This window comes from Thalassospira sp. CH_XMU1420-2, from assembly GCF_037029325.1.
In the GTDB taxonomy this organism is placed as follows: Bacteria; Pseudomonadota; Alphaproteobacteria; order Rhodospirillales; family Thalassospiraceae; genus Thalassospira; species Thalassospira povalilytica.
On sequence record NZ_JAYMEG010000002.1, the window covers coordinates 1,008,327 to 1,026,947 of the forward strand.

20 protein-coding genes are annotated in these 18,621 nt (G+C 54.5%); 10 read left to right on the top strand and 10 right to left on the bottom strand.

What is annotated here, in order from left to right; translation table 11 throughout:
* Nucleotides 1–62 precede the first annotated feature (62 nt).
* Both WA429_RS09290 and WA429_RS09295 read left to right on the top strand, forming a co-directional pair.
* On the top strand, nt 63–509 hold the full coding sequence (locus WA429_RS09290; protein WP_287465264.1) for a methylglyoxal synthase: 447 nt from the start codon (nt 63–65) through the stop codon (nt 507–509).
* 56 nt (nt 510–565) lie between these two features.
* Nucleotides 566–1,492, top strand: a complete 927-nt coding sequence (locus WA429_RS09295) for an AEC family transporter (protein WP_287465263.1) — start codon at nt 566–568, stop codon at nt 1,490–1,492.
* On the opposite strand, the gene WA429_RS09300 is transcribed toward WA429_RS09295, so the two are convergent.
* Nucleotides 1,439–2,227, bottom strand: a complete 789-nt coding sequence (locus WA429_RS09300; RefSeq protein ID WP_206928290.1) for an RluA family pseudouridine synthase — start codon at nt 2,225–2,227, stop codon at nt 1,439–1,441. The genes WA429_RS09295 and WA429_RS09300 overlap by 54 nt on opposite strands.
* Before the next feature lie 151 nt (nt 2,228–2,378).
* Between WA429_RS09300 and WA429_RS09305 the strand changes: the two genes are divergently transcribed.
* The 3 genes from WA429_RS09305 to WA429_RS09315 are packed head-to-tail and all read left to right on the top strand — an operon-like array spanning nt 2,379 to nt 4,398.
* Nucleotides 2,379–3,194: a DUF6134 family protein gene (locus tag WA429_RS09305; protein WP_287465261.1), complete on the top strand. Its 816-nt coding sequence runs from the start codon at nt 2,379–2,381 to the stop codon at nt 3,192–3,194.
* Nucleotides 3,191–3,958 (top strand): SDR family NAD(P)-dependent oxidoreductase, encoded by a 768-nt coding sequence (locus WA429_RS09310; RefSeq protein ID WP_101247296.1) that lies wholly within the window; start codon nt 3,191–3,193, stop codon nt 3,956–3,958. The genes WA429_RS09305 and WA429_RS09310 overlap by 4 nt, the downstream gene beginning before the upstream one ends.
* A complete protein-coding gene (locus WA429_RS09315; RefSeq protein ID WP_287465259.1) occupies nt 3,955–4,398 on the top strand; it encodes a nuclear transport factor 2 family protein in 444 nt (147 codons plus the stop codon). The genes WA429_RS09310 and WA429_RS09315 overlap by 4 nt, the downstream gene beginning before the upstream one ends.
* Nucleotides 4,399–4,431: 33 nt before the next feature.
* Here the strand turns inward: WA429_RS09315 and WA429_RS09320 are convergent, their stop codons facing one another.
* From WA429_RS09320 to WA429_RS09340, 5 genes are read right to left on the bottom strand one after another with little or no spacing between them, the layout of a single operon-like run.
* Nucleotides 4,432–4,974: a DUF3833 domain-containing protein gene (locus tag WA429_RS09320; protein WP_114114084.1), complete on the bottom strand. Its 543-nt coding sequence runs from the start codon at nt 4,972–4,974 to the stop codon at nt 4,432–4,434.
* A 29-nt stretch (nt 4,975–5,003) separates the two neighbouring features.
* Nucleotides 5,004–6,350 (bottom strand): MFS transporter, encoded by a 1,347-nt coding sequence (locus WA429_RS09325; RefSeq protein WP_287465258.1) that lies wholly within the window; start codon nt 6,348–6,350, stop codon nt 5,004–5,006.
* On the bottom strand, nt 6,337–7,614 hold the full coding sequence (locus WA429_RS09330) for a cyclopropane-fatty-acyl-phospholipid synthase family protein (RefSeq protein WP_287465257.1): 1,278 nt from the start codon (nt 7,612–7,614) through the stop codon (nt 6,337–6,339). The genes WA429_RS09325 and WA429_RS09330 overlap by 14 nt, the downstream gene beginning before the upstream one ends.
* A gap of 5 nt (nt 7,615–7,619) precedes the next feature.
* Complete coding sequence (locus tag WA429_RS09335; RefSeq protein ID WP_287465256.1) at nt 7,620–8,456, bottom strand: DUF1365 domain-containing protein; 837 nt, start codon at nt 8,454–8,456, stop codon at nt 7,620–7,622.
* Entirely contained in the window at nt 8,453–9,796 is a 1,344-nt protein-coding gene (locus WA429_RS09340; RefSeq protein WP_287465255.1) for an NAD(P)/FAD-dependent oxidoreductase, read from the bottom strand. The genes WA429_RS09335 and WA429_RS09340 overlap by 4 nt, the downstream gene beginning before the upstream one ends.
* 213 nt (nt 9,797–10,009) lie before the next feature.
* Between WA429_RS09340 and WA429_RS09345 the strand changes: the two genes are divergently transcribed.
* Nucleotides 10,010–10,600 (top strand): sigma-70 family RNA polymerase sigma factor, encoded by a 591-nt coding sequence (locus tag WA429_RS09345; RefSeq protein ID WP_068519933.1) that lies wholly within the window; start codon nt 10,010–10,012, stop codon nt 10,598–10,600.
* Nucleotides 10,597–11,301, top strand: a complete 705-nt coding sequence (locus WA429_RS09350; RefSeq protein ID WP_101247302.1) for a ChrR family anti-sigma-E factor — start codon at nt 10,597–10,599, stop codon at nt 11,299–11,301. Before WA429_RS09345 ends, WA429_RS09350 begins: the two co-directional genes overlap by 4 nt.
* A 71-nt stretch (nt 11,302–11,372) precedes the next feature.
* On the opposite strand, the gene WA429_RS09355 is transcribed toward WA429_RS09350, so the two are convergent.
* The 3 genes from WA429_RS09355 to WA429_RS09365 all read right to left on the bottom strand — a co-directional run bounded on the left by WA429_RS09355 (nt 11,373) and on the right by WA429_RS09365 (nt 13,963).
* A complete protein-coding gene (locus WA429_RS09355; RefSeq protein ID WP_287465253.1) occupies nt 11,373–12,260 on the bottom strand; it encodes a 23S rRNA (adenine(2030)-N(6))-methyltransferase RlmJ in 888 nt (295 codons plus the stop codon).
* A gap of 6 nt (nt 12,261–12,266) precedes the next feature.
* The gene (locus tag WA429_RS09360) at nt 12,267–13,151 is read right to left on the bottom strand and encodes an rRNA large subunit pseudouridine synthase E (protein WP_336107265.1); all 885 of its coding nucleotides are present in this window, start codon (nt 13,149–13,151) and stop codon (nt 12,267–12,269) included.
* A 77-nt stretch (nt 13,152–13,228) separates the two neighbouring features.
* On the bottom strand, nt 13,229–13,963 hold the full coding sequence (locus tag WA429_RS09365) for an SIMPL domain-containing protein (protein ID WP_287465252.1): 735 nt from the start codon (nt 13,961–13,963) through the stop codon (nt 13,229–13,231).
* A gap of 261 nt (nt 13,964–14,224) precedes the next feature.
* On the opposite strand from WA429_RS09365, the gene WA429_RS09370 reads away from it, so the two are divergent.
* Nucleotides 14,225–14,902: a D-lyxose/D-mannose family sugar isomerase gene (locus WA429_RS09370; protein WP_206928301.1), complete on the top strand. Its 678-nt coding sequence runs from the start codon at nt 14,225–14,227 to the stop codon at nt 14,900–14,902.
* Between the two features lie 121 nt (nt 14,903–15,023).
* Here the strand turns inward: WA429_RS09370 and WA429_RS09375 are convergent, their stop codons facing one another.
* Nucleotides 15,024–15,974, bottom strand: coding sequence for a TPR end-of-group domain-containing protein (locus WA429_RS09375; protein ID WP_287465250.1), 951 nt, complete (start codon nt 15,972–15,974; stop codon nt 15,024–15,026).
* 183 nt (nt 15,975–16,157) lie between these two features.
* Here WA429_RS09375 and WA429_RS09380 point away from each other — a divergent pair, with 183 nt between their 5' ends.
* Both WA429_RS09380 and WA429_RS09385 read left to right on the top strand, forming a co-directional pair.
* The gene (locus WA429_RS09380; RefSeq protein WP_287465248.1) at nt 16,158–17,282 is read left to right on the top strand and encodes a GGDEF domain-containing protein; all 1,125 of its coding nucleotides are present in this window, start codon (nt 16,158–16,160) and stop codon (nt 17,280–17,282) included.
* Between the two features lie 72 nt (nt 17,283–17,354).
* A complete protein-coding gene (locus tag WA429_RS09385; protein WP_287465247.1) occupies nt 17,355–18,539 on the top strand; it encodes an NAD(P)/FAD-dependent oxidoreductase in 1,185 nt (394 codons plus the stop codon).
* Nucleotides 18,540–18,621 lie beyond the last annotated feature (82 nt).

An 18,621-nucleotide genomic window follows, 5' to 3' on the forward strand; every position in this document is an offset into this window, starting at 1 on the left:
GTGACGCAATGCGGTATTGGGGATTAGTATGATAAATCAATATCAAAGGCCGGGAGACCACCATGACCCTATCCATCGGCGTTGTTGCCCATGACCGTCGCAAACGTGAAATGGCCGACTGGCTGGCCAAGCATCAGGCGAGTTTTGCCAATACCCGCATCTTTGCCACCGGCACCACCGGGCGTGTATTGAAGGAACGGTTTCCGGCATTTGATATTCATCCGTTAAAAAGCGGCCCGTTTGGCGGTGATCAGCAATTGGGATCCATGATCGCCCATGGTCAATTGCAGGCCATGTTCTTTTTCACCGACCCGATGACCCCCCATCCCCATGATGTCGATGTCCGCGCCCTGATCCGGTTGGCGAACCTTTATGAAGTGCCGATTGCGTGCAACCAAAGCACGGCCGACCTTCTGATCAGCAATCCCCGGTTCGAGGAAATCTGCGAACAATATCGCGATCATTCCCCGGAACAGGTGTTTGCCGATTACAACAATCGAAAAGTCTGATGAATTAATCGCCCCTGCCCGATATACGCCACCCGTCCCGGAGCGCCCCGTCTGCCATGTCACTTGCCTATGAACTGATTGCTGCGATCTTTCCGATTTTTGCCGCCATTCTGGTTGGGGCGGCGCTGAAACGTTATCTGATTACCGGATCGGATATCTGGGCAGGGATTGATCGGCTGACCTATTACCTGTTGTTGCCGTCCCTGCTGATTGTCGAGATTTACCGGGCGGATTTTTCAAGCGGGAATGCAGGCACAGCAGTCGGTGTTACCCTTGCAGCAACCCTTGGCCTGTCGGCCGCCTTGCTGATCCTGCGGCCCCTGATCACGCGCGATACGCCGCTATTTACATCAATCTTTCAGGGATCGGTTCGATATAACAGCTATGTGCTGCTGGCGGTTGCCGACGCGCTTTACGGGCCAGAGGGCCTGGCACTTGCCATTGTGTTTGTCGCGGTCATGGTGATTGCCACCAACATGCTGGGTGTGGTGGTGTTAAGTGCGTTTAGTGGTGGTAAAAGCAGCCTTAGGCGCATCATCAACGGGATTGTCAAAAACCCGATCATTATCGCCGCTGGCGCGGGCGCCATCCTGAATGTGAGTAACATTCACGTTCCGTTGCCCATCGAAAACACCGCCGCCCTTTTCAAGACGGCGGCCTTGCCGCTTAGTCTGCTTTCGGTTGGTGCCGGCCTTAAATTTATTCTGAACAAAAAGGCAATCTGGGCCATCACACTGGCCACCACCATCAAGCTTGCCATTCTGCCGCTGATCACGGGCATCTGCCTGCATCTGGCGGGGGTCGATGGCATGGTTTTGGCGATGGGCGTGTTCTATGCCGGAATGCCGTGCGCCGGGAATGCCTATATCCTGGCGCGTCAGCTCAATGGTGATCCCGATGCCATGGCATCGATCATCACGCTTGAGACATTACTCTCCGCCTTCAGCGTCGCTGTCATCGCCGGTATATTGAGCATCAATTGAGCTGGCATGGGCGGCATAATCCCCGTCATAGCCACAGGCAGAAAGCCCCGGACGCATCAGTTCGGGCGGCGGTGCGTCGACCACGACCGGATCACGATCAGCATGAAACGGTACAATGATCTGACGCGATAGCAGCATCAGCGTCGGCGGCGCGCCAAAGATCGGCGGTTCGTCCCCGCGCCCGTAAAACGGATCGCCAACCACCGGATGGCCGATATGGTCAAGATGCACACGCAACTGATGGGTGCGCCCAGTATGGGGCACCAGTTCAAGCCAGGTGATATCGTGACCGTCAGCATCCTTGCCACGGCCAAGGACCGTGTATTCGGTCTTTGACGGCTGCCCATCGTCATGAACGACCATCTGCCAGCCGCTTTCATCATTGATCTTGCCGATCGGGGCATCAATAAAGCCATGGTCATCTGCCATCGCACCACGCACCACCGCCCAATAGGTCTTGCCGATTTTCTTTTCGGTAAACAGGCGGGTGATTTTCTTGGACGATTTCGGATGACGGCACAGCAACAGACACCCGGCCGTATCGCGATCAAGACGGTGCGCCAGGGTCGGTTCAGGCTGAATACCGAATTTAAGATCCGGCAAATAGGCATCAACATGGAAATAGGTTTTCGGCCCGCCATGCGATGCCAGCCCCGGTGGCTTGTTCAGCACGATGACGTTTGAGTCACGGTGCAATACATGCGCAATAAGATCTTCGGCAATCGGATGGGTCATTGATACGGCCTTTCATACAAGCCCCTGCTTTACCCCATCAGGCGATGCCGGGCAATGATGATGACATTTGATCTAGCGATCCCGTGACAGCGTAACAAGATCAGACAACCGGTCATTCAACCTGTATGCGTGCAACCCGGAACTCTTGATCATGATTGACGTTTCAAAACATGTCAGACCTGTTCTTTGTGCTGTGGCGATATTCGCCGCAATCGGCATTGGGGGCATCCCGAAGATGACCCATGGCAGCCCGATCAAATCCGATGACAGCCCGGCGCCATCAAACGGGCTTGCCACCGATACGGCTTTATCAACCGCCTTTGACCGGCCTGACACATGCAAGGGTTTTGATCCGATCAAACGATACGGCCCGGAACTTAAATTTCAAATCCGCCGCAATGATGCCCCGGTCGGGGTTCATAGTGTGACCTTCAATCGCGGGCGCGACGGACTTCAGGTCGTAGCCCAAAGCAATATCGATATCAGCATTCTGGGCTTCAATGCCTATCGGTTTGCGTATCGATCCGAAAGCATATGGCAAGGTAACCGGTTGATGCGACTATCGGTAAATGTGGATGATGACGGTGAAAGAACGGATGTCACGGCCACCCGTGAGTCCGATCATCTGGTGGTGAACGGCCCGGGTGGTCGCCAGGTCATCCCGACAGACATCTTTCCGACCGATCACTGGCATTGCGGTGTTCTGGCCCGAAAATCGGTTCTGAACACGATTACTGGCAAGCCGAATGACGTCACCATCACTGCCGGTCGAAGCGAAATGCTGCGCACAATGGACGGATCAATCCGTGCCACCGGCTTTCGTTATAATGGCGAGCTCAAGACCGACGCCTGGTACGATCATCTTGGACGTTGGGTCGGATTGCAGTTTCGTGCGCGTGACGGATCGACCATCACCTATCGCTGCATGAATTGCCAAACCCGCAATGCCGCAAAGGAACAGGGATGAAAAAGCACTTTCAAACCATCTGGATTGTTGGTGCGTCAGCCGGGATTGGTGCCGCATTGGCCGCCAAATTCGCAAACAACCCGACATCCGAGCAGCAGAACATCATCATTTCAGCCCGCAATGGCGACAAATTGCGCGAACTGGCCGATGCCTTGCCCGGGGTCATTCCCGTTGCCGTCGATATTACCGATCCGAATGCGGTCAAATCCGCATTGGCCCGGATCGAGGAGGAATTCGGCCTGCCTGATCTGGCCGTGCTGGCAGCCGGTATCTATTCGCCAATGAAAGTCGCGAATTTTTCGGCAGATACGGTTCGAAGCCATATCGACACCAATTACATCGGCATCGTCAATTGTCTGGAGCCGCTTTTGACGCGCATGCGCGCGCGCCGATCCGGGGAAATTGCCGTGGTGGCCTCGGTTGCGGGATATCGCGGATTGCCCAATGCGGCGGCCTATGGCCCGACCAAGGCCGCATTGATCAATTTGTGCGAGACATTGCACACCGAATTATCGGGCAGTGGCGTTCTGTTGCGGGTGATCAATCCGGGTTTTGTCAAAACGCGTCTGACCGACAAGAATGATTTCGAAATGCCCTATTTGCTGTCACCTGATCAGGCGGCAGACTTCATGTATAAAGACTTGTGCGGCAAGGATGATTTTGAAATCGCGTTTCCGCCACCCTTTGTCCGGCAACTGAAACTGACGCGTATTTTGCCCTATGGGCTGTTCTTCAAACTGATGCGCAAACTGGTGAAGGCATGAACGAGACTGAAAACAGAAAACGCCATCTGATTGCTGCTTATGGCGCCTATTTCGAAAACCTGTCCCCGGAAACGGTCAACGAGCTTTCCGGGATGGTCACAGACGATTTTAAGTTTTCTGATCCCTTTACCACCCGTAAGGGGCCGGATGATGTTTGCGCCTATCTTGGCAAAACATTCACCGATACCGAGAACCCCAATTTTGTTGTCACCCACGAGGCCCTTGATGGTGATATCGGGTTCTTGCGCTGGCAGTTCTCGGCAAAAATTCCGGTGATCGGGCATTGGGAATTTTGCGGCATGACCGAATTGACATTCAATCAGGATGGCAGCCTTTTGGCATCCCATGTTGATTACTGGGATTCCGGTCAGCATTTCTATGGCAAATTGCCGATCCTTGGCTGGATCATCAAACGTCTTGCGCGTCGTGTCGCAGGCTGATGAACGGTTGCGAACCCACACCCCAGCCAAACCCTAGTTCGCGGCAAGACTGCTGTTTCTGTTGAAAAACAGTGTCACCTCGCCAATTTCAAAGCCCCATTTACGGACCCGGGCGCGATTGACCAGCACCCCGTCGGGTTGCAGGAACATCCAGTCATTGAAGCTGACGCGCCAGGCACCGTCACCGACCTTGAGATCCATGTCATAAGACCAGTTCAGCGCATTGCCATACTGGCTTCCGATCGCGGTGCCGATAATGTCGTCAGCCCGTCCTTCATAGGCATGGTCGCCGGTCTTTGTGATCACCCAGACACGACGATCGGTTTCACCATCGTCATACAGAAAATCTTCTTCCAGTGTCAGGGTGCCGTCCTTGACCGTGCCGGTGATATCGACGGTAAATTGACGACGCAAAGTCCCGAACCGGTCTTCGAATATTCCCCATGCCCGGCTGTTGCCTTCGAAATAGTCAAAGACATCGAAGACGGGTTCCTTTTGCGCAAAATCCTGCGGTTTCATCGACCCACATCCGGTTAGTACCAATAAAAAGCTCAGCGCAATCATTTTACGCAGCATAGGCTTGCTCCTGATTCCTGACCCCAAGATCAAACTCTGCGGCGAAGAAGGCGCCGACGAATGGCAACCTGATGCCGACTTCCCAGTGGAAAGCGCCACATCATCCCGATTGCTCCTGCTTTCAATACGACGGGAAACACCGCATAGATCAGAACCAGGACGAGCAAGGCACCGCTTTTTTGCCCGTCCCCCTCGGTCAGGCCAAAAGCTCCCAGCACCGGAAGCGCAATGCCGGCCGCCAATGCCATGGCAAGTTTGTTGGTCATGTTCCAAAGGGCGAATAAAAGGGCCGTCCGTCTGGCGCCGAACCGGTAACGGTCCCAGTCATCGACATCGGCCTGTATCGCCGGCGGCAATGCCAGATCGGCCCCCAATGCCGCCCCGGTCACAAGACAAATCACGCCAAAGCCCAAAAAATCGCCAGATCCCAGAAACGGCACAAAGGCAAAGGCCGCAATCGCCATGATCATCGCCATACACCAGATGCGATGTTTGCCAAACCGTGCCGACAAACCAACCCAAAGCGGAATGGCAATGATTGCCGCCAGAAAATAGGACAGGATCAGGATGTTTTCAGCGTCACGATCGAGCTGCAAAAAATACCGCACAAACAGCGGAAAACACACAGCAGGCAGGCCCGCCGCCAGACCGTTGATCATCCATGCAGCAAGCAGCCGTACAAACAGACGGTTGCCCGACAAACTGCGAAGCCCGAGCCGCAAATTTGTCGCGAACGTCAGATTACCCGTCGGGATCAAGGGTGATGTTGCAACAGGCTGGTGCGCAACAGGATCGGGCACACGCCAGATCAGAAGCACAACGAAAACAGCCCCCAGAACAAGGGTCGTCAGGGCAAGCATCCTGATTTCATCGGACCGGCCGGCAGCATCCAGCAGCACGGGAAGCCCACCCGCCAGCACAATGCCGATCAAGCCAGCCCCTTCACGACAGGCCGTCAAGGAGGTACGGGTTTTGTAATCCCCCGAAAGATCAGCCCCCCATGCAAGATAGGGGACCTGAAACAGGGTCCAGCCCAGAAAAAGGATCGTCGCCCACCAGAACAGGTAGGTCACATCGGGATTGTCTGGCGGGGTAAATAGATTCCACAAACCGATACCAGCAATCACCGCACCAATCGCCACCCAGATTTTGCGGGACCCGGACCGGTCAGACAACCACCCTATCAACGGATCGGTTGCCATATCAATCACGCGTACCAACAGCAATATGGCCCCGGTGGCCGCAAGCCCCACCCCAAGGTCATCACCATAATAACTTGGCAACAGGACATAGGCCGGGATGGTTGGCACGGCTGCCGCCATCGCCGGAAGCGCATAAAGAAGCGCTGTGTTCCGGGAAATATCAGACGCGGACATTGCCGGGATGTTCGATCACGAACAATCCAACATCGATCGAGCTGCAATCAAACCCGGTTTCGCAATAGGCCAGGTAGTATTCCCACATGCGTTTGAACCGCTGATCAAAGCCCTGTTTGGCGATGTCGTCCCAGCGATGCTGAAAACGGCGCTGCCATTCGGCCAGCGTGCGGGCATAGGATTTGCCAAAAAACTCGCTATGGGCAACGGTCAGGCCCGCCTGATTGACGGCCGCCGAAAGCGCGGTTGGCGACGGCAGCATTCCACCGGGGAAGATATAACGCTGAATAAAGTCGGCACCCTTGCGATAGGTTTCAAATCGCGCGTCATCAATGGTGATGATCTGTAAAACCGCACGCCCGCCGGGACGAAGACATTTGCGGATCATTTCGAAATAGGTTGGCCAATGTTCTTCGCCGACGGCTTCGAACATTTCGATTGAAACGATCTTGTCGAACTTTCCGTCCTGATGGCGGTAATCGCGCAGTGCTATGTCTGTACGGTCATTCAGCCCCTGTGTCAGAAGCCTGCGACGTGCATAGGCGTGCTGTTCGGCCGACAAGGTCAGACCGGTTACGTTGCACCGATATTTGCCTGCTGCCAGTTCGGCAAACCCGCCCCAGCCGCATCCGACTTCCAGCACCGTTTCACCGGGCTGCAATTCTGCGAGATCGCAGATGCGCTGATATTTTGCGGTTTGCGCCCCATCAAGTGACATATCCGGGCTGCTGTAATAGCCCGAAGAATATGTCATCCCCGGATCAAGCCAGGCAGAATAGAATTCGTTTCCAAGGTCGTAGTGATAGGCAATGTTGCGTCTGGATCCTTCCAGGGTGTTGGCGTTGCGCAAATGCCCAAGACGCGCCACCATCCGTGACAGGAAGCCACCTGCCAGACGGGCACGCACGATGTTTTCATTAAGCATTGCAACGCGCATCAGACGGGTAATGTCCGGGCTGCTCCAACTGCCATCCATATAGGCCTCGGCAAAGGCGACATCGCCGCCCGTGGCCAGTTTGCGGATTGCCTGCCAGTCATGGATATGAATGGCAGCCTGAAGGTCCGTTTCCTGATCACCGGTAAAATGCAGATGGTCATTGTCGGGCAGAACGATGGTCAGTCGCCCGAACTGCAAATGCGATAATACCCGTCGCAACATCACCTTAAGCAGGCTGCGATTTCCGGTCATGCTGCCCAACAAGGGCACAAGACGATCACGCAATGGAACAGACAATTCAGAAGCCGTCGGATTACGGTCAGGCATTGTTCTTATCTCTTTCCTGCTTGGGTCGCTGCGGTCCCGGTTTCCAGAACATAGGTCACCGGTCTTTGTGGTGGTGCCGGTCGTTTATGGAATGTCATCCCCTTGCGCCAAAGATGAAGCGCTTCCCAGTGGATGCCCGCCACGACCTTGAGCGTCATCAAAGGATAGCGAATGAACGCTCCGAACAGTTTACGGTCAGACAGGGCATTTCGATCACCAACAAAGGCCGCATTCAGAAACGCCCCGCGGGCATCGGTTTCGCGGATGGCCACCGCAACATTTTCGCCCGGAATGCGAATACGGAAATGGTAATCGGCCACCATATCGATAAAGGGTGAAACATAGAAACCCTTGGCACAGGATTGGCGCAAGACACCCTTGTCATCCATCGCGCCCGGTCCGACCGGAATCAGATAGCTGTGGCGATCACCAAAGGTGTTGGAAACTTCGTACAGCACCGCACCAAGCCCGCCATCCGCCCGATAACAAAAATAAACCGATAGCGGATTGAAAACAAAACCCAGCAGCCGCGGATAGCAAAGAAGTTCAATCCGTGACGCGCAATCTGCCAAATCGTGTTCTGCCAGAATGGCTTCGAGACGGGTGCGCAAATTCTGCCCCGCCCCGTCTGCGTGATCACGGTCATGGAAGGAAAACAGATTGAACCGGTTGCGGCTGAACAAACGCAATCTGGCGGCAAGATCATCGATCTCGTCAAGGTCGAGCAGGAACGAAAACACCGAATAGCGCAGCTTGTGCCGTTTCGGCCGCAACCGGTTATGGGTGACGACACCTTCATACAGGGCGGATGCCCAACGGGCTGGCTTCGATGTTGAGGTCATGACACCTCGCGTGATTGCGGGACGATGGTTCCGGTCACGTGGATGCGGCCATTTTCATCGTCAACGACCCAGGGACGGCGCACATTGCCAAGGGCTTCTGCCACCGCAAGGCCGGACTGCAATCCGTCCTCATGGAAACCGTAACCGAAATAGCTTCCGCAATACCAAAGATTATCGACACCCTGGATCGACCAAAGGTCTTTTTGCGCCGCCATTGCGCCGGCATCAAACAGCGGATGATCATACAGGAATGAACGGATGACACTGCCCGATGCGGGATGGCGGGGCGGGTTAAGGGTCACAAATAGCGGCTTGGCAGGATCGAGATGCTGCAACCGGTTCATCCAGTACGTGACACAGACCTTTTTCTCGCCGTCCTGTTCATCGGCCAGATAGTTCCAGCTTGACCAGACCTTTTGGTTTTTGGGCATCAGGGCCGGGTCACTATGCAGTATCGCAAGATTGCGTTCGTATTTGAACGCCGAGAGAAGCGTTTTGACCTTGGGAGCCGGATCATCCTGGAGTGCCAAAGCCTGATCACCATGACAAGCCAGAACCACGTGATCATAGATTTCCCGGTTGCCGTAACGGTCTTCGACAAACGCACCACCGGCCGGGTTTCGACCGACCTTTGCGATTGCACGATCCAGAACCACACCGCCCGAAATGCCTTGGGTCATGCGTTTCACATACTGGCGCGATCCGCCAAGCACCGTCCGCCATTGCGGCCGGTCTTTAAGCTGAAGCAATCCATGGTTCTGACAGAACCGCACGAAGGCCGCCAAGGGATATGCCATCATGGTATCGACCGGTGTCGACCAGATCGCGGCCCCCATCGGCAACAAGTGATCATTGATGAATGCCGATGAATACCGATTTTCGCGAAGATAATCGCCAAGACTGATTTTTTCAGCACTGCCATCTTCAAGGGCACCGGGTGCTTCGCGGTAGAAGCGCAGAATATCGCGCACCATTTTCCAGAACCGCGGGCGAAGCAAATTGCGTTTTTGCGCAAACAGTGCCCCAAGGTCGCCACCACCATATTCCAGCCCGCCCCGATCCATCGATGCGGCAAAGGACATGTCTGTCGGGACGGTCTCAACACCAAGATGATCAAACAGCGCACAGAGATTTGGATAACAGCGCGTATTATAAACGATAAAGCCCGTATCGACCGGGGTGCTGTCCGCATCCACCGTATTGGAATGACCACCGGGCCGGTCATCCTTTTCATACAGGGTCACGTTGTGGGATTGGCTAAGCAACCAGGCTGCCGACAGGCCGGAAATGCCCGAACCGACAACCGCAATATTAAGTTTTCCCGAAGTGACAACGTTCATATCGAACCGGCCTGCTTGCAGTTATGTTTTTAAAACTACATATCAATACGCATGGCAATAACATGCGGATCACTTAGCAGCTTATATGTGATGTCATTGTAAGTACCTGTCAGAAAACGTACAATTTCATCTGATCCAAAAGAACACGGCCGCCGTATTAAAGTCATGATGAACATGATCTTGGCGCGGCCCCAAAGGGGACCTGAAACCACAATGACCGGCACCAAGTCCAAACGCCCCGGCCCGGCAGACCCGGTTGAGGCGAAAAAATGTGCCGATTGGATCGTTTCCGTCGCGACAACCCGCGACCGGGAAGCGTTTGCGCAACTGTTCGCGCATTTTGCCCCGCGCGTTAAGGCCTATATGTTCCGGTTTGGCGGAAATGCCGAAACCGCCGAGGAACTGGCCCAGGAAGCGATGATGCAGGTGTGGCGCAAGGCCCATCTGTTTGATCCGTCCAAGGCCGCGGCCAGTACATGGATCTTTACCGTGGCCAGGAACCTGCGCATTGACCGGTTCCGCCAGCGCAAACATATCGAGGTGGATGATTCCGACCCGACGCTTATTGTTGACGAAGACCCGCTGGCCGATGAAGTGGTCGGCCGCGATCAGGAAGCGGTTCTTGTCAAAGCTGCGATGGAAGAATTGCCCGCCGATCAGAAGGTAGTTGTCGAATTGTCGTTTTTTGAAGATTGCTCACACAGCGAAATCGCCGAGCGTCTGAATATCCCGCTCGGGACGGTTAAGTCCCGGTTGCGCCTTGCCCTGGGCAAGCTGCGCGGCGGACTGGAAGGTGTCGCATGAATATCAAGCATCATCCAACTGACCAGACATTGATGGATTATGCCAGCGGGTCGCTGTCACAGGCGATGGAACTGCTGGTGGCAACCCACATGACCCTGTGTCCGCATTGCCGCAACAAGGTAAGCGGGTTCGAAACCATGGGCGGTGCCGTGCTTGAAAATACCGACAGCATGTCAATGAGTGACCATTCACTTGACCACGTGATGGCCATGCTTGAGCGCGAAGCAACCAACGAAAATATTGTGACCGAAACGCTGCCCACCATGCGCCGGATTGCGGTTGGTGAAAGTATTACCGGCAGCACCATGGCGTCGCTTCCGCGTCCGTTGGCGGAACTTCTGCCCGAGGATGTCACATCTCTTGACGACATCCCGTGGAAGTCGCTGGCGCCGGGTGTGAAGCAATTCCAGCTTAAATCGATCGAAAGCAAGGGCACGGTCCGTTTGCTTAAAATTGCGCCGGGTATTTCGATCCCGGATCACGGACATCATGGTCATGAAATGACCTTGTTGATCAAGGGATCCTATATCGATGAAATCGGCCGGTTCCGGGCCGGCGATGTTGCCGATCTGGATGATGATGTCGATCATCAGCCGATTGCCGATACGGCAGAGGAATGCATCTGCCTGATCGCGACCGATGCTCCGATGAAGTTCAACCGCCTTTTGCCGAAATTGTTGCAGCCATTTTTCGGTATCTGATTTCCGATGCGTCCCAACGCGCCAAGCCCCGCAGGATGAAACTGCGGGGCTTTTTTTTCGTGTGATGCGGATTATTGCGCAGCAACCAGCCAGTTGATCCTGTGCTGTGCCGGTCCGGGAAATTTGCAGGTTTTGGCAAGCCAGTCGCCGATTTCGGCAAGCTGCAGATCAAATTGCCAGGGCGGATTGATGACAAGCAAGCCGGTGCCGCGCATCCGTCCCTTTGCCCCGCCCTGATCAGTGGCAAGTTCGGCGCAAAGAACCCCGCCCGATGCCTTGATCGTGCCAAATGATGTGCGCAAATCGCCGTCAAATCCGTCCTCAAGGATCGGATACCACAGCATGAAGGTGCCATTTGGCCATTTTTCGCATGCATGCTGCACGGCGTTTGCGGCCTTTTGATAATCCTGTTTCACGTCATAGCTCGGATCCATCAGGACCAGTCCGCGACGGATCACAGGCGGCATCATGGCAACAAGGCCTTCATAGCCGTCACGTTTATGCAGATGAATGCGACCATCGCGTTTGACACGATGATGCAGGGTTTCATGTTCGCGCGGATGAAGTTCCATCAGAACCAGTTCATCTTCTTCGCGCAGCATTTCGCGCACAATGAATGGCGATCCCGGATAAAACGGCCCGCGATAGGCATCTTCTTCGCGCACACCATAATCGCGGCCCTTTGCCACCGGATCAAAACGCGCCACATGATCAAGGAACGCTGCCAGCATTTCCGGCGGATTTGATCCGGCCTTTGCACGCGCATAACCGTCTTTCCATTCGCCGGTCTTGGCCGCCTGATCACTGCCAAGATCATACCAACCCGATCCGGCATGGGTATCGATCACGCAGAACGGTTTTTTCTTTTTGCGCAAATGACACAGGACAAGCCACAAGGCCGCATGTTTGTGCATGTCGGCAAAATTCCCGGCATGAAATCCGTGCAGATAACTCAGCATGTCCCTTTATCCTTTTCCGGGGCGCGTATTGCCGCGCCCACCACCGCCCGTGCGTGATTTTGCCCCGCCCCGTGCAGATGCCCGGTTGCCGGATTTGGCGTTGTCTTTACGTGATCCTTTATGGCGGCCGGGCCCTGACTGGTTTGCCGTCCCGTTTTCGTCACTGTGCGATGCGCTATGCGATGCCTGATGGCGCTGGCGGGCGGATTTATAGCCACCCTTGCGGCGCGACGGGCGGGCCGGGCGATCTGTGCGCGCGTCGGCATCTGATGCGGCGTCAAGCTCGGTCCGCTTTGGCGGCTTGGCCGATCCGGGTGACAAACGGCGATGGGTTGCCGGTGGGGCATCAACATCAATGATTTTCCATTCGCCCGGGGCAAGACCGTCCAGCGTCCAGTCACCGATCGCGTGACGGATCAGGCGCAATGTCGGAAAGCCGACAGCGGCCGTCATGCGGCGAACCTGCCGATTGCGGCCTTCGGTGATGGTCAGTTCGATCCAGCTGGTCGGGATTTCCTTGCGATAACGCACCGGGGGATCGCGTTCCCACAGATTGGCGGGTTCATCAATACGGCGAACCTTGGCAGGCAGGGTCATGCCGTCTTTAAGCTCAACCCCATTGCGCAAATCGTCAAGCGCCTGATCGGTTGGTTCGCCATCGACCTGCACCAGATATGTTTTGGGTTTTTTGTATTTCGGATGGGCAATCTGGGCATTTAGCGGCCCGTGATCGGTCAGCAACAGCAAACCTTCGCTATCGCGATCAAGGCGACCGGCGGCATAGACCCCCGGCAGATCGATATAGTCAGCAAGCGTCGCCCGGCCATTTTCACGGTCGGTAAACTGGGTCAAAACACCATACGGCTTGTTAAACAGGATCAATTGCGCCATGGCGCGCATAAAACCAGCTTTGTCGGGTCTGTCAATATGTCCCGGTGATGATCATCGCATAACGGCAATGAACGTACTTAATCCTCGATCAGATATTCCATGGTGGTGACAACGCGCACGGTTTTGTTGATCTGGCTGGCTTCGTTCATATTGGGGGCACCATCACCGGCCAATATCTGAAACAGGCCCTGGGTTGCACGGCGAATACCACCAAGCTGCCCACCGGAATCCGTGGCAAATTGCATGGCAGCTTCACGCGCATTCGCGGTTGCCGCCGCGATCATGTCAGGCTTGATGGCATTCAGACCGGTGAAAAGATAGCTCGGCCCGGGATTATAGCCCTGCCCGCCCAGAACAATGCCGCCCTGAAGCAACTTTCCGATATCCTGTGATGCGGCCACCACCGCATCAACATCATCTGTGCGGACCTGAATGGTCTGATTGACAATGAACCGGCTTTCAACCGGCCCGGACCGGTATGCCTGCGCCAGTTGATCGGTTACCTGCAGGTTTTGCAATTCTGTCTGATCGCGCGTGATGCCGTGGCTGGCCAGAAAATCCAGAAGGGTTTTGGTATCGGCATCAATTTTGGCCCGGGCATTTTGCAGCACATCATCGGTTGCAACATAGGTCATTGGCCAGAAGGCCTTGTCTGCCTTGACATCACGTTCTGCCAGCCCTTTGACCGTTACAAAACGATCCAGTGACCGCATGTTTTCGATCCCTTGGCCGACCATCCATCCGGATGCCGCGATACCGCCCGCGACCACAATTGCCGCGAAAACTTTTGCAAAGCCCGAAGATTGCGTCATGTGCCCGTCCTTTTCCCTTGCACGCCAAACGTGAAATTCACCATCGGATAGCCTATTCTTTATATCATGATATCGCCGTTGAAAGCGGCAATTACGAGGCACCGTTGCGTGAAATCAATGTGCCCGTAAAATTGTGCAAACAGGATTTTGAATGCATTCAAAACTGGTCGCTTTCTGACAGACATCATGTTAAAAGCGCGCCAACACATTCAGGGTCGGCAAAACCGGCCCACGCCATTCACACGTCACAAGAGGTCATCCATGCTGCGTTCTGAAATCAATGCCTGCATTGAGCACGCCAAAGAGCTGTACGCATCCATCGCATTCAAATTGCCGGAATGGGCCCATTACAGCCCGTCCCAGTGGGACGCCGAACCCGATCTTGCGAAATGGTGCCGTGACCATCAGATGGGCTGGGATGTGACCGATTATGGCGAAGGCAATTTCGACAAGCGCGGCCTGATCCTGTTTTGCCTGCGCAATGGCATCTTGCGCCAGCCGGGCGAAGTTCCCTATGCCGAAAAGATCATGATCGTCGGTGAAAATCAGGAATGCCCGTGGCACTACCACAAGGTCAAAATGGAAGACATCATTGTGCGTGGTGGCGGCAATCTTGTGATCGAACTTTGCAATCTGACCGAAGACGGCCAGATGGATAAGGTCAATGACGTTCGCGTGCGCACGGATGGCAAGCTCAATATCCTGCCCGCAGGCGGCAAGGTTGTGCTTGAACCGGGTCAAAGTGTCACCCTGCCAAGAACGCTTGTGCATCGTTTCTATGGCGAAGAGGGCAAGGGCCCGGTGATTGTTGGCGAAGTATCCCAGGTCAATGACGACCTTGCTGACAACTATTTCTTTGATTGCGATGCACGCTTTACCGAAATCGAAGAAGACGTCGCGCCCATTCATCCGCTGTGGAATGAATTGCCAAATACGTGATCAAACGCCAAATGTTCTGAATACAGAAAAGCCCCGCCGGTAATCGCTGCGGGGCTTTTCATTTGCATATCGATGCGTATTGGTACTTAACGGTCGGACCGGTTGGCAGAGATGGGTTAGATCATTCCGCCGGCTTGTGATCGTTGGGATCACCAAGAATATCTGCAAATTCCGGCAGATCACGCAGCGGTTCAAATTCTTCTTCGGTCCACGCGGGCTGACGCATTGATTCGGACAGTTCGACCGCGCGCTGCAAATCAGCAAGGGCGGCTTCGCGGAAGCCAAGCCCGGCATTGGCGCAGGCACGCTGGTAATAGCCATTGGCACTTTCGGGTTCCTCGGCCAGCAACCGGTTGCACAGGCTTAGTGCCCAGTCACGATCACCAAGTTGCAAGGCCGCATCCGCCTTGTAGGCCATAACTTCCGGATCACCCGGGGCAAGCTCAAGAATCTTGTCATAGGTTTCGATTTTCGAACGCGGATTTGACAGCTGATTGGCCTGCAACCACAGGGCATGAATGGTCTGCGTACGTTCGATTTCATGCTGATGTTCGTTAATCAGCTTGGATTTCAGGCGCAACTCATCCTCAAGCGAGGACAAGCGGGCTTCGAATTCTTCGGAAAGGCGGCGCAGTTCCGTATCCGCCAGATTGCGGACACTGGATTTCAGTTCACGCAAAGACTGCCAGCCCAGCATGGTCAAAAGCGCACCCACCGCAGCCACGAAATAGAAGAAATACGTAACCGTATTGGACGAATAGGAAATGGCCTTGTCGATGGCTTCGAGCTGACGATTGACCACTTCGCGCAGCAGTTCGGCGCGCATGCCCTGCATTTCGGTCCTAAGGTTTTTCAATTCATCAAGAACATAACGTTCCATCAGGGGCGGCATGTTTGACCGTTCGGCCGGATCAAGCGCTCGGAAATCGATGCCATCGGCAGGAAGGGGACTTTCCGAAGAATACGTGCTTTTTGTGTCATCGGTCTGGGCATGGACCGGTTGGGATATCGCGCCAACAGAAAGAAGACCCAGCATCAAAGCCAGAATGAAGAAAGCACATTTTTTTGTCATTGATCCCGCGTCCTGTTTTCCTGCCCGTTCGGTGATGAGACCATAGGTATCAGGAATGAACAAACACTAAAACCGGCAAGCATCCATCCATAAGAAATCACTGATCCACATCAACACAGCAGATCCAAAAACAGCTTAACCTGCCGGTTAGGAAACAGTTCAGGATTATCCCCCAGGTTGGCCATGCATACTTACGGTCTACGTCACGAACATGCCGAAGAACATTCCAAGCTTGCGCTGGATTTGATGGCGCAGCTTGGCGTGATTCCCCATCCTGACAATTTTCTGATTTTCTATTCCTATCTGGCCGGAACCAACCCGGACATGAATCAGACGATTGATATCCTGCGCAGCAACCACCGTGCATTTGACGAATTGCAGTGCAAGGCAATTCATGACCGTTTTTTCAGTACCGAACGCGAACGCAAGATCACCGAACAGATCACGACCGAGCTGCGCCGACAGCTTAACAATGCGCTTAACAACGTCAAAAAGATCGGGGTCGATACCACCAAATACGCCGAGGCGCTTGACCATTTCTGCGACTATATTTCCAGCAAGGATTTCAGCAATCTTGAACAGTCCCTGCATACGCTTGTTGGCGCAACACGGCAGATGGAAGATGTCAGCCATGTCTTTGGCCAAAGCCTTGATAGCAGTTCGACCGAGATTTCGCGCCTGCGTCAGGATCTGGCCAAGATGCGCCACGAAGCCATGACAGACGGGCTGACAGGCATTGCCAACCGCAAGGCATTTGACGAGAAGCTTCGCGAAGAAGCCATGACCGCAATGGAAAGCGGCAAACCGGTCAGCTTGCTGATCCTGGATATCGATCATTTCAAAAGCTTCAATGACAATCACGGCCATCAGGTCGGCGATCAGGTTCTGCGTCTGATGGCAGAAGCATTGGAGCGAAATGTCAAAGGACAGGATTTCGCCGCACGATATGGCGGTGAAGAATTTGCGATCATTTTGCCGCAAACAACACTGGGCTGCGCCAAACAGGCCGCCAACATGCTGCGCCACAATGTGGAAACCCACAATATTGTCAGCAAATCAAACCAGAAAAAGGTCGGGCGCATCACGGTGTCGATCGGGGTTGCAACATTCCGGTTCGGGGAGCCGTTGGCACGGTTGATCGAACGTGCAGATGATGCACTTTATCTTGCGAAATCGCGGGGCCGCAATCAGGTGGCAAGTGAACGCGATGTCGAACGCGACGCACAATATCGCAAAGACCAAATCACGTCCCCGGCAAAGGGGACCAAATCAGCCGATGGCAAGCCCGCAAAGCAGCGTTGCGCCTGATAGCGCTGACAACCAGCCGATTTCCACGTATAAGGCAGGCCAACCTGTCGAAAATAAACTGGTCTGATTTACGTGAAAAAAATCGATGTTCTGATCATTGGTGCCGGTGCCGCCGGCCTGATGTGTGCAATTGAAGCCGGCAAGCGCGGTCGATCCGTGGTGGTTGCTGATCATTCGGCAAAGCCCGCCGAAAAGATCCGGATTTCCGGCGGCGGTCGATGCAATTTCACCAATATCCATACCAGCCCGGAAAATTTTATCTCCGAAAACAAGCGTTTCTGCGTGTCGGCCCTGAAACGCTATACGCAGCACGACTTCCTTGATCTCGTGAACAGCTACAACATTGCCTGGCATGAAAAGACGTTGGGACAATTATTCTGCGATGAATCATCGTTCCAGATCATAGATATGCTTCTGGACGAATGTGATGCGGCAAATGTCGAAATTCGCCTGAACACCGAAATTTCAAACATCATCCGCCGGGAGGATGGCGGATTTGATGTGACGACGCGCACCGGTGCGCAATGGACCTGTCAATCGCTTGTCGTGGCCTGTGGCGGATTGTCGATCCCGAAAATCGGCGCCACCGGGTTCGGATATCAGATTGCCCGTCAGTTTGGCATCAATGTCATTCCGACCCGTGCGGCCCTTGTGCCCTTTGTATTCGATCCGGAACTGCGGACAAAAACCGGCGAACTTTCGGGCATTTCGGTTGATGCCGTTGTCGGCTGCAACAAAAAGCAGTTCCGCGAAGGTTTGCTGTTTACCCATCGCGGTCTTTCCGGACCATCAATTTTGCAGATTTCGTCTTATTGGAATGAAGGCGACAGCATCACGGTCAACCTCAACCCTGAAGAAGATGCGTTTGAGATCCTGAAAGCCGCCAAGGCCGAAAACCCGAAACAGGCGGTGCATAACGTTCTGTCACGCATCCTGCCAAACCGGCTGGCGCAAATGATTACGGCCAATCACGGTCTTGAACGCCCCATCGGGGAAACCGGGGACAAGGCGCTTCGCAAACTGGCGATGGATGTCAATCAATGGTCGGTGATGCCAAGCGGCACCGAAGGATACCGCACAGCCGAAGTCACGATCGGCGGGGTGGACACCAACGCCCTGTCATCAAAAACCATGGAAGCCCGTGACGTGCCCGGACTTTATTTCATCGGCGAGGTCGTCGACGTCACCGGGCATCTTGGCGGCTTTAATTTCCAGTGGGCCTGGTCATCAGGCTGGTCCGCCGGACAGGTCGTCTGACCCTTATTTTAACGCGTAATTTGCAAACAACTTTCCCCTGTTGGGAACAACACCGCATTTCAACCGTTTATCAGACAAGCGC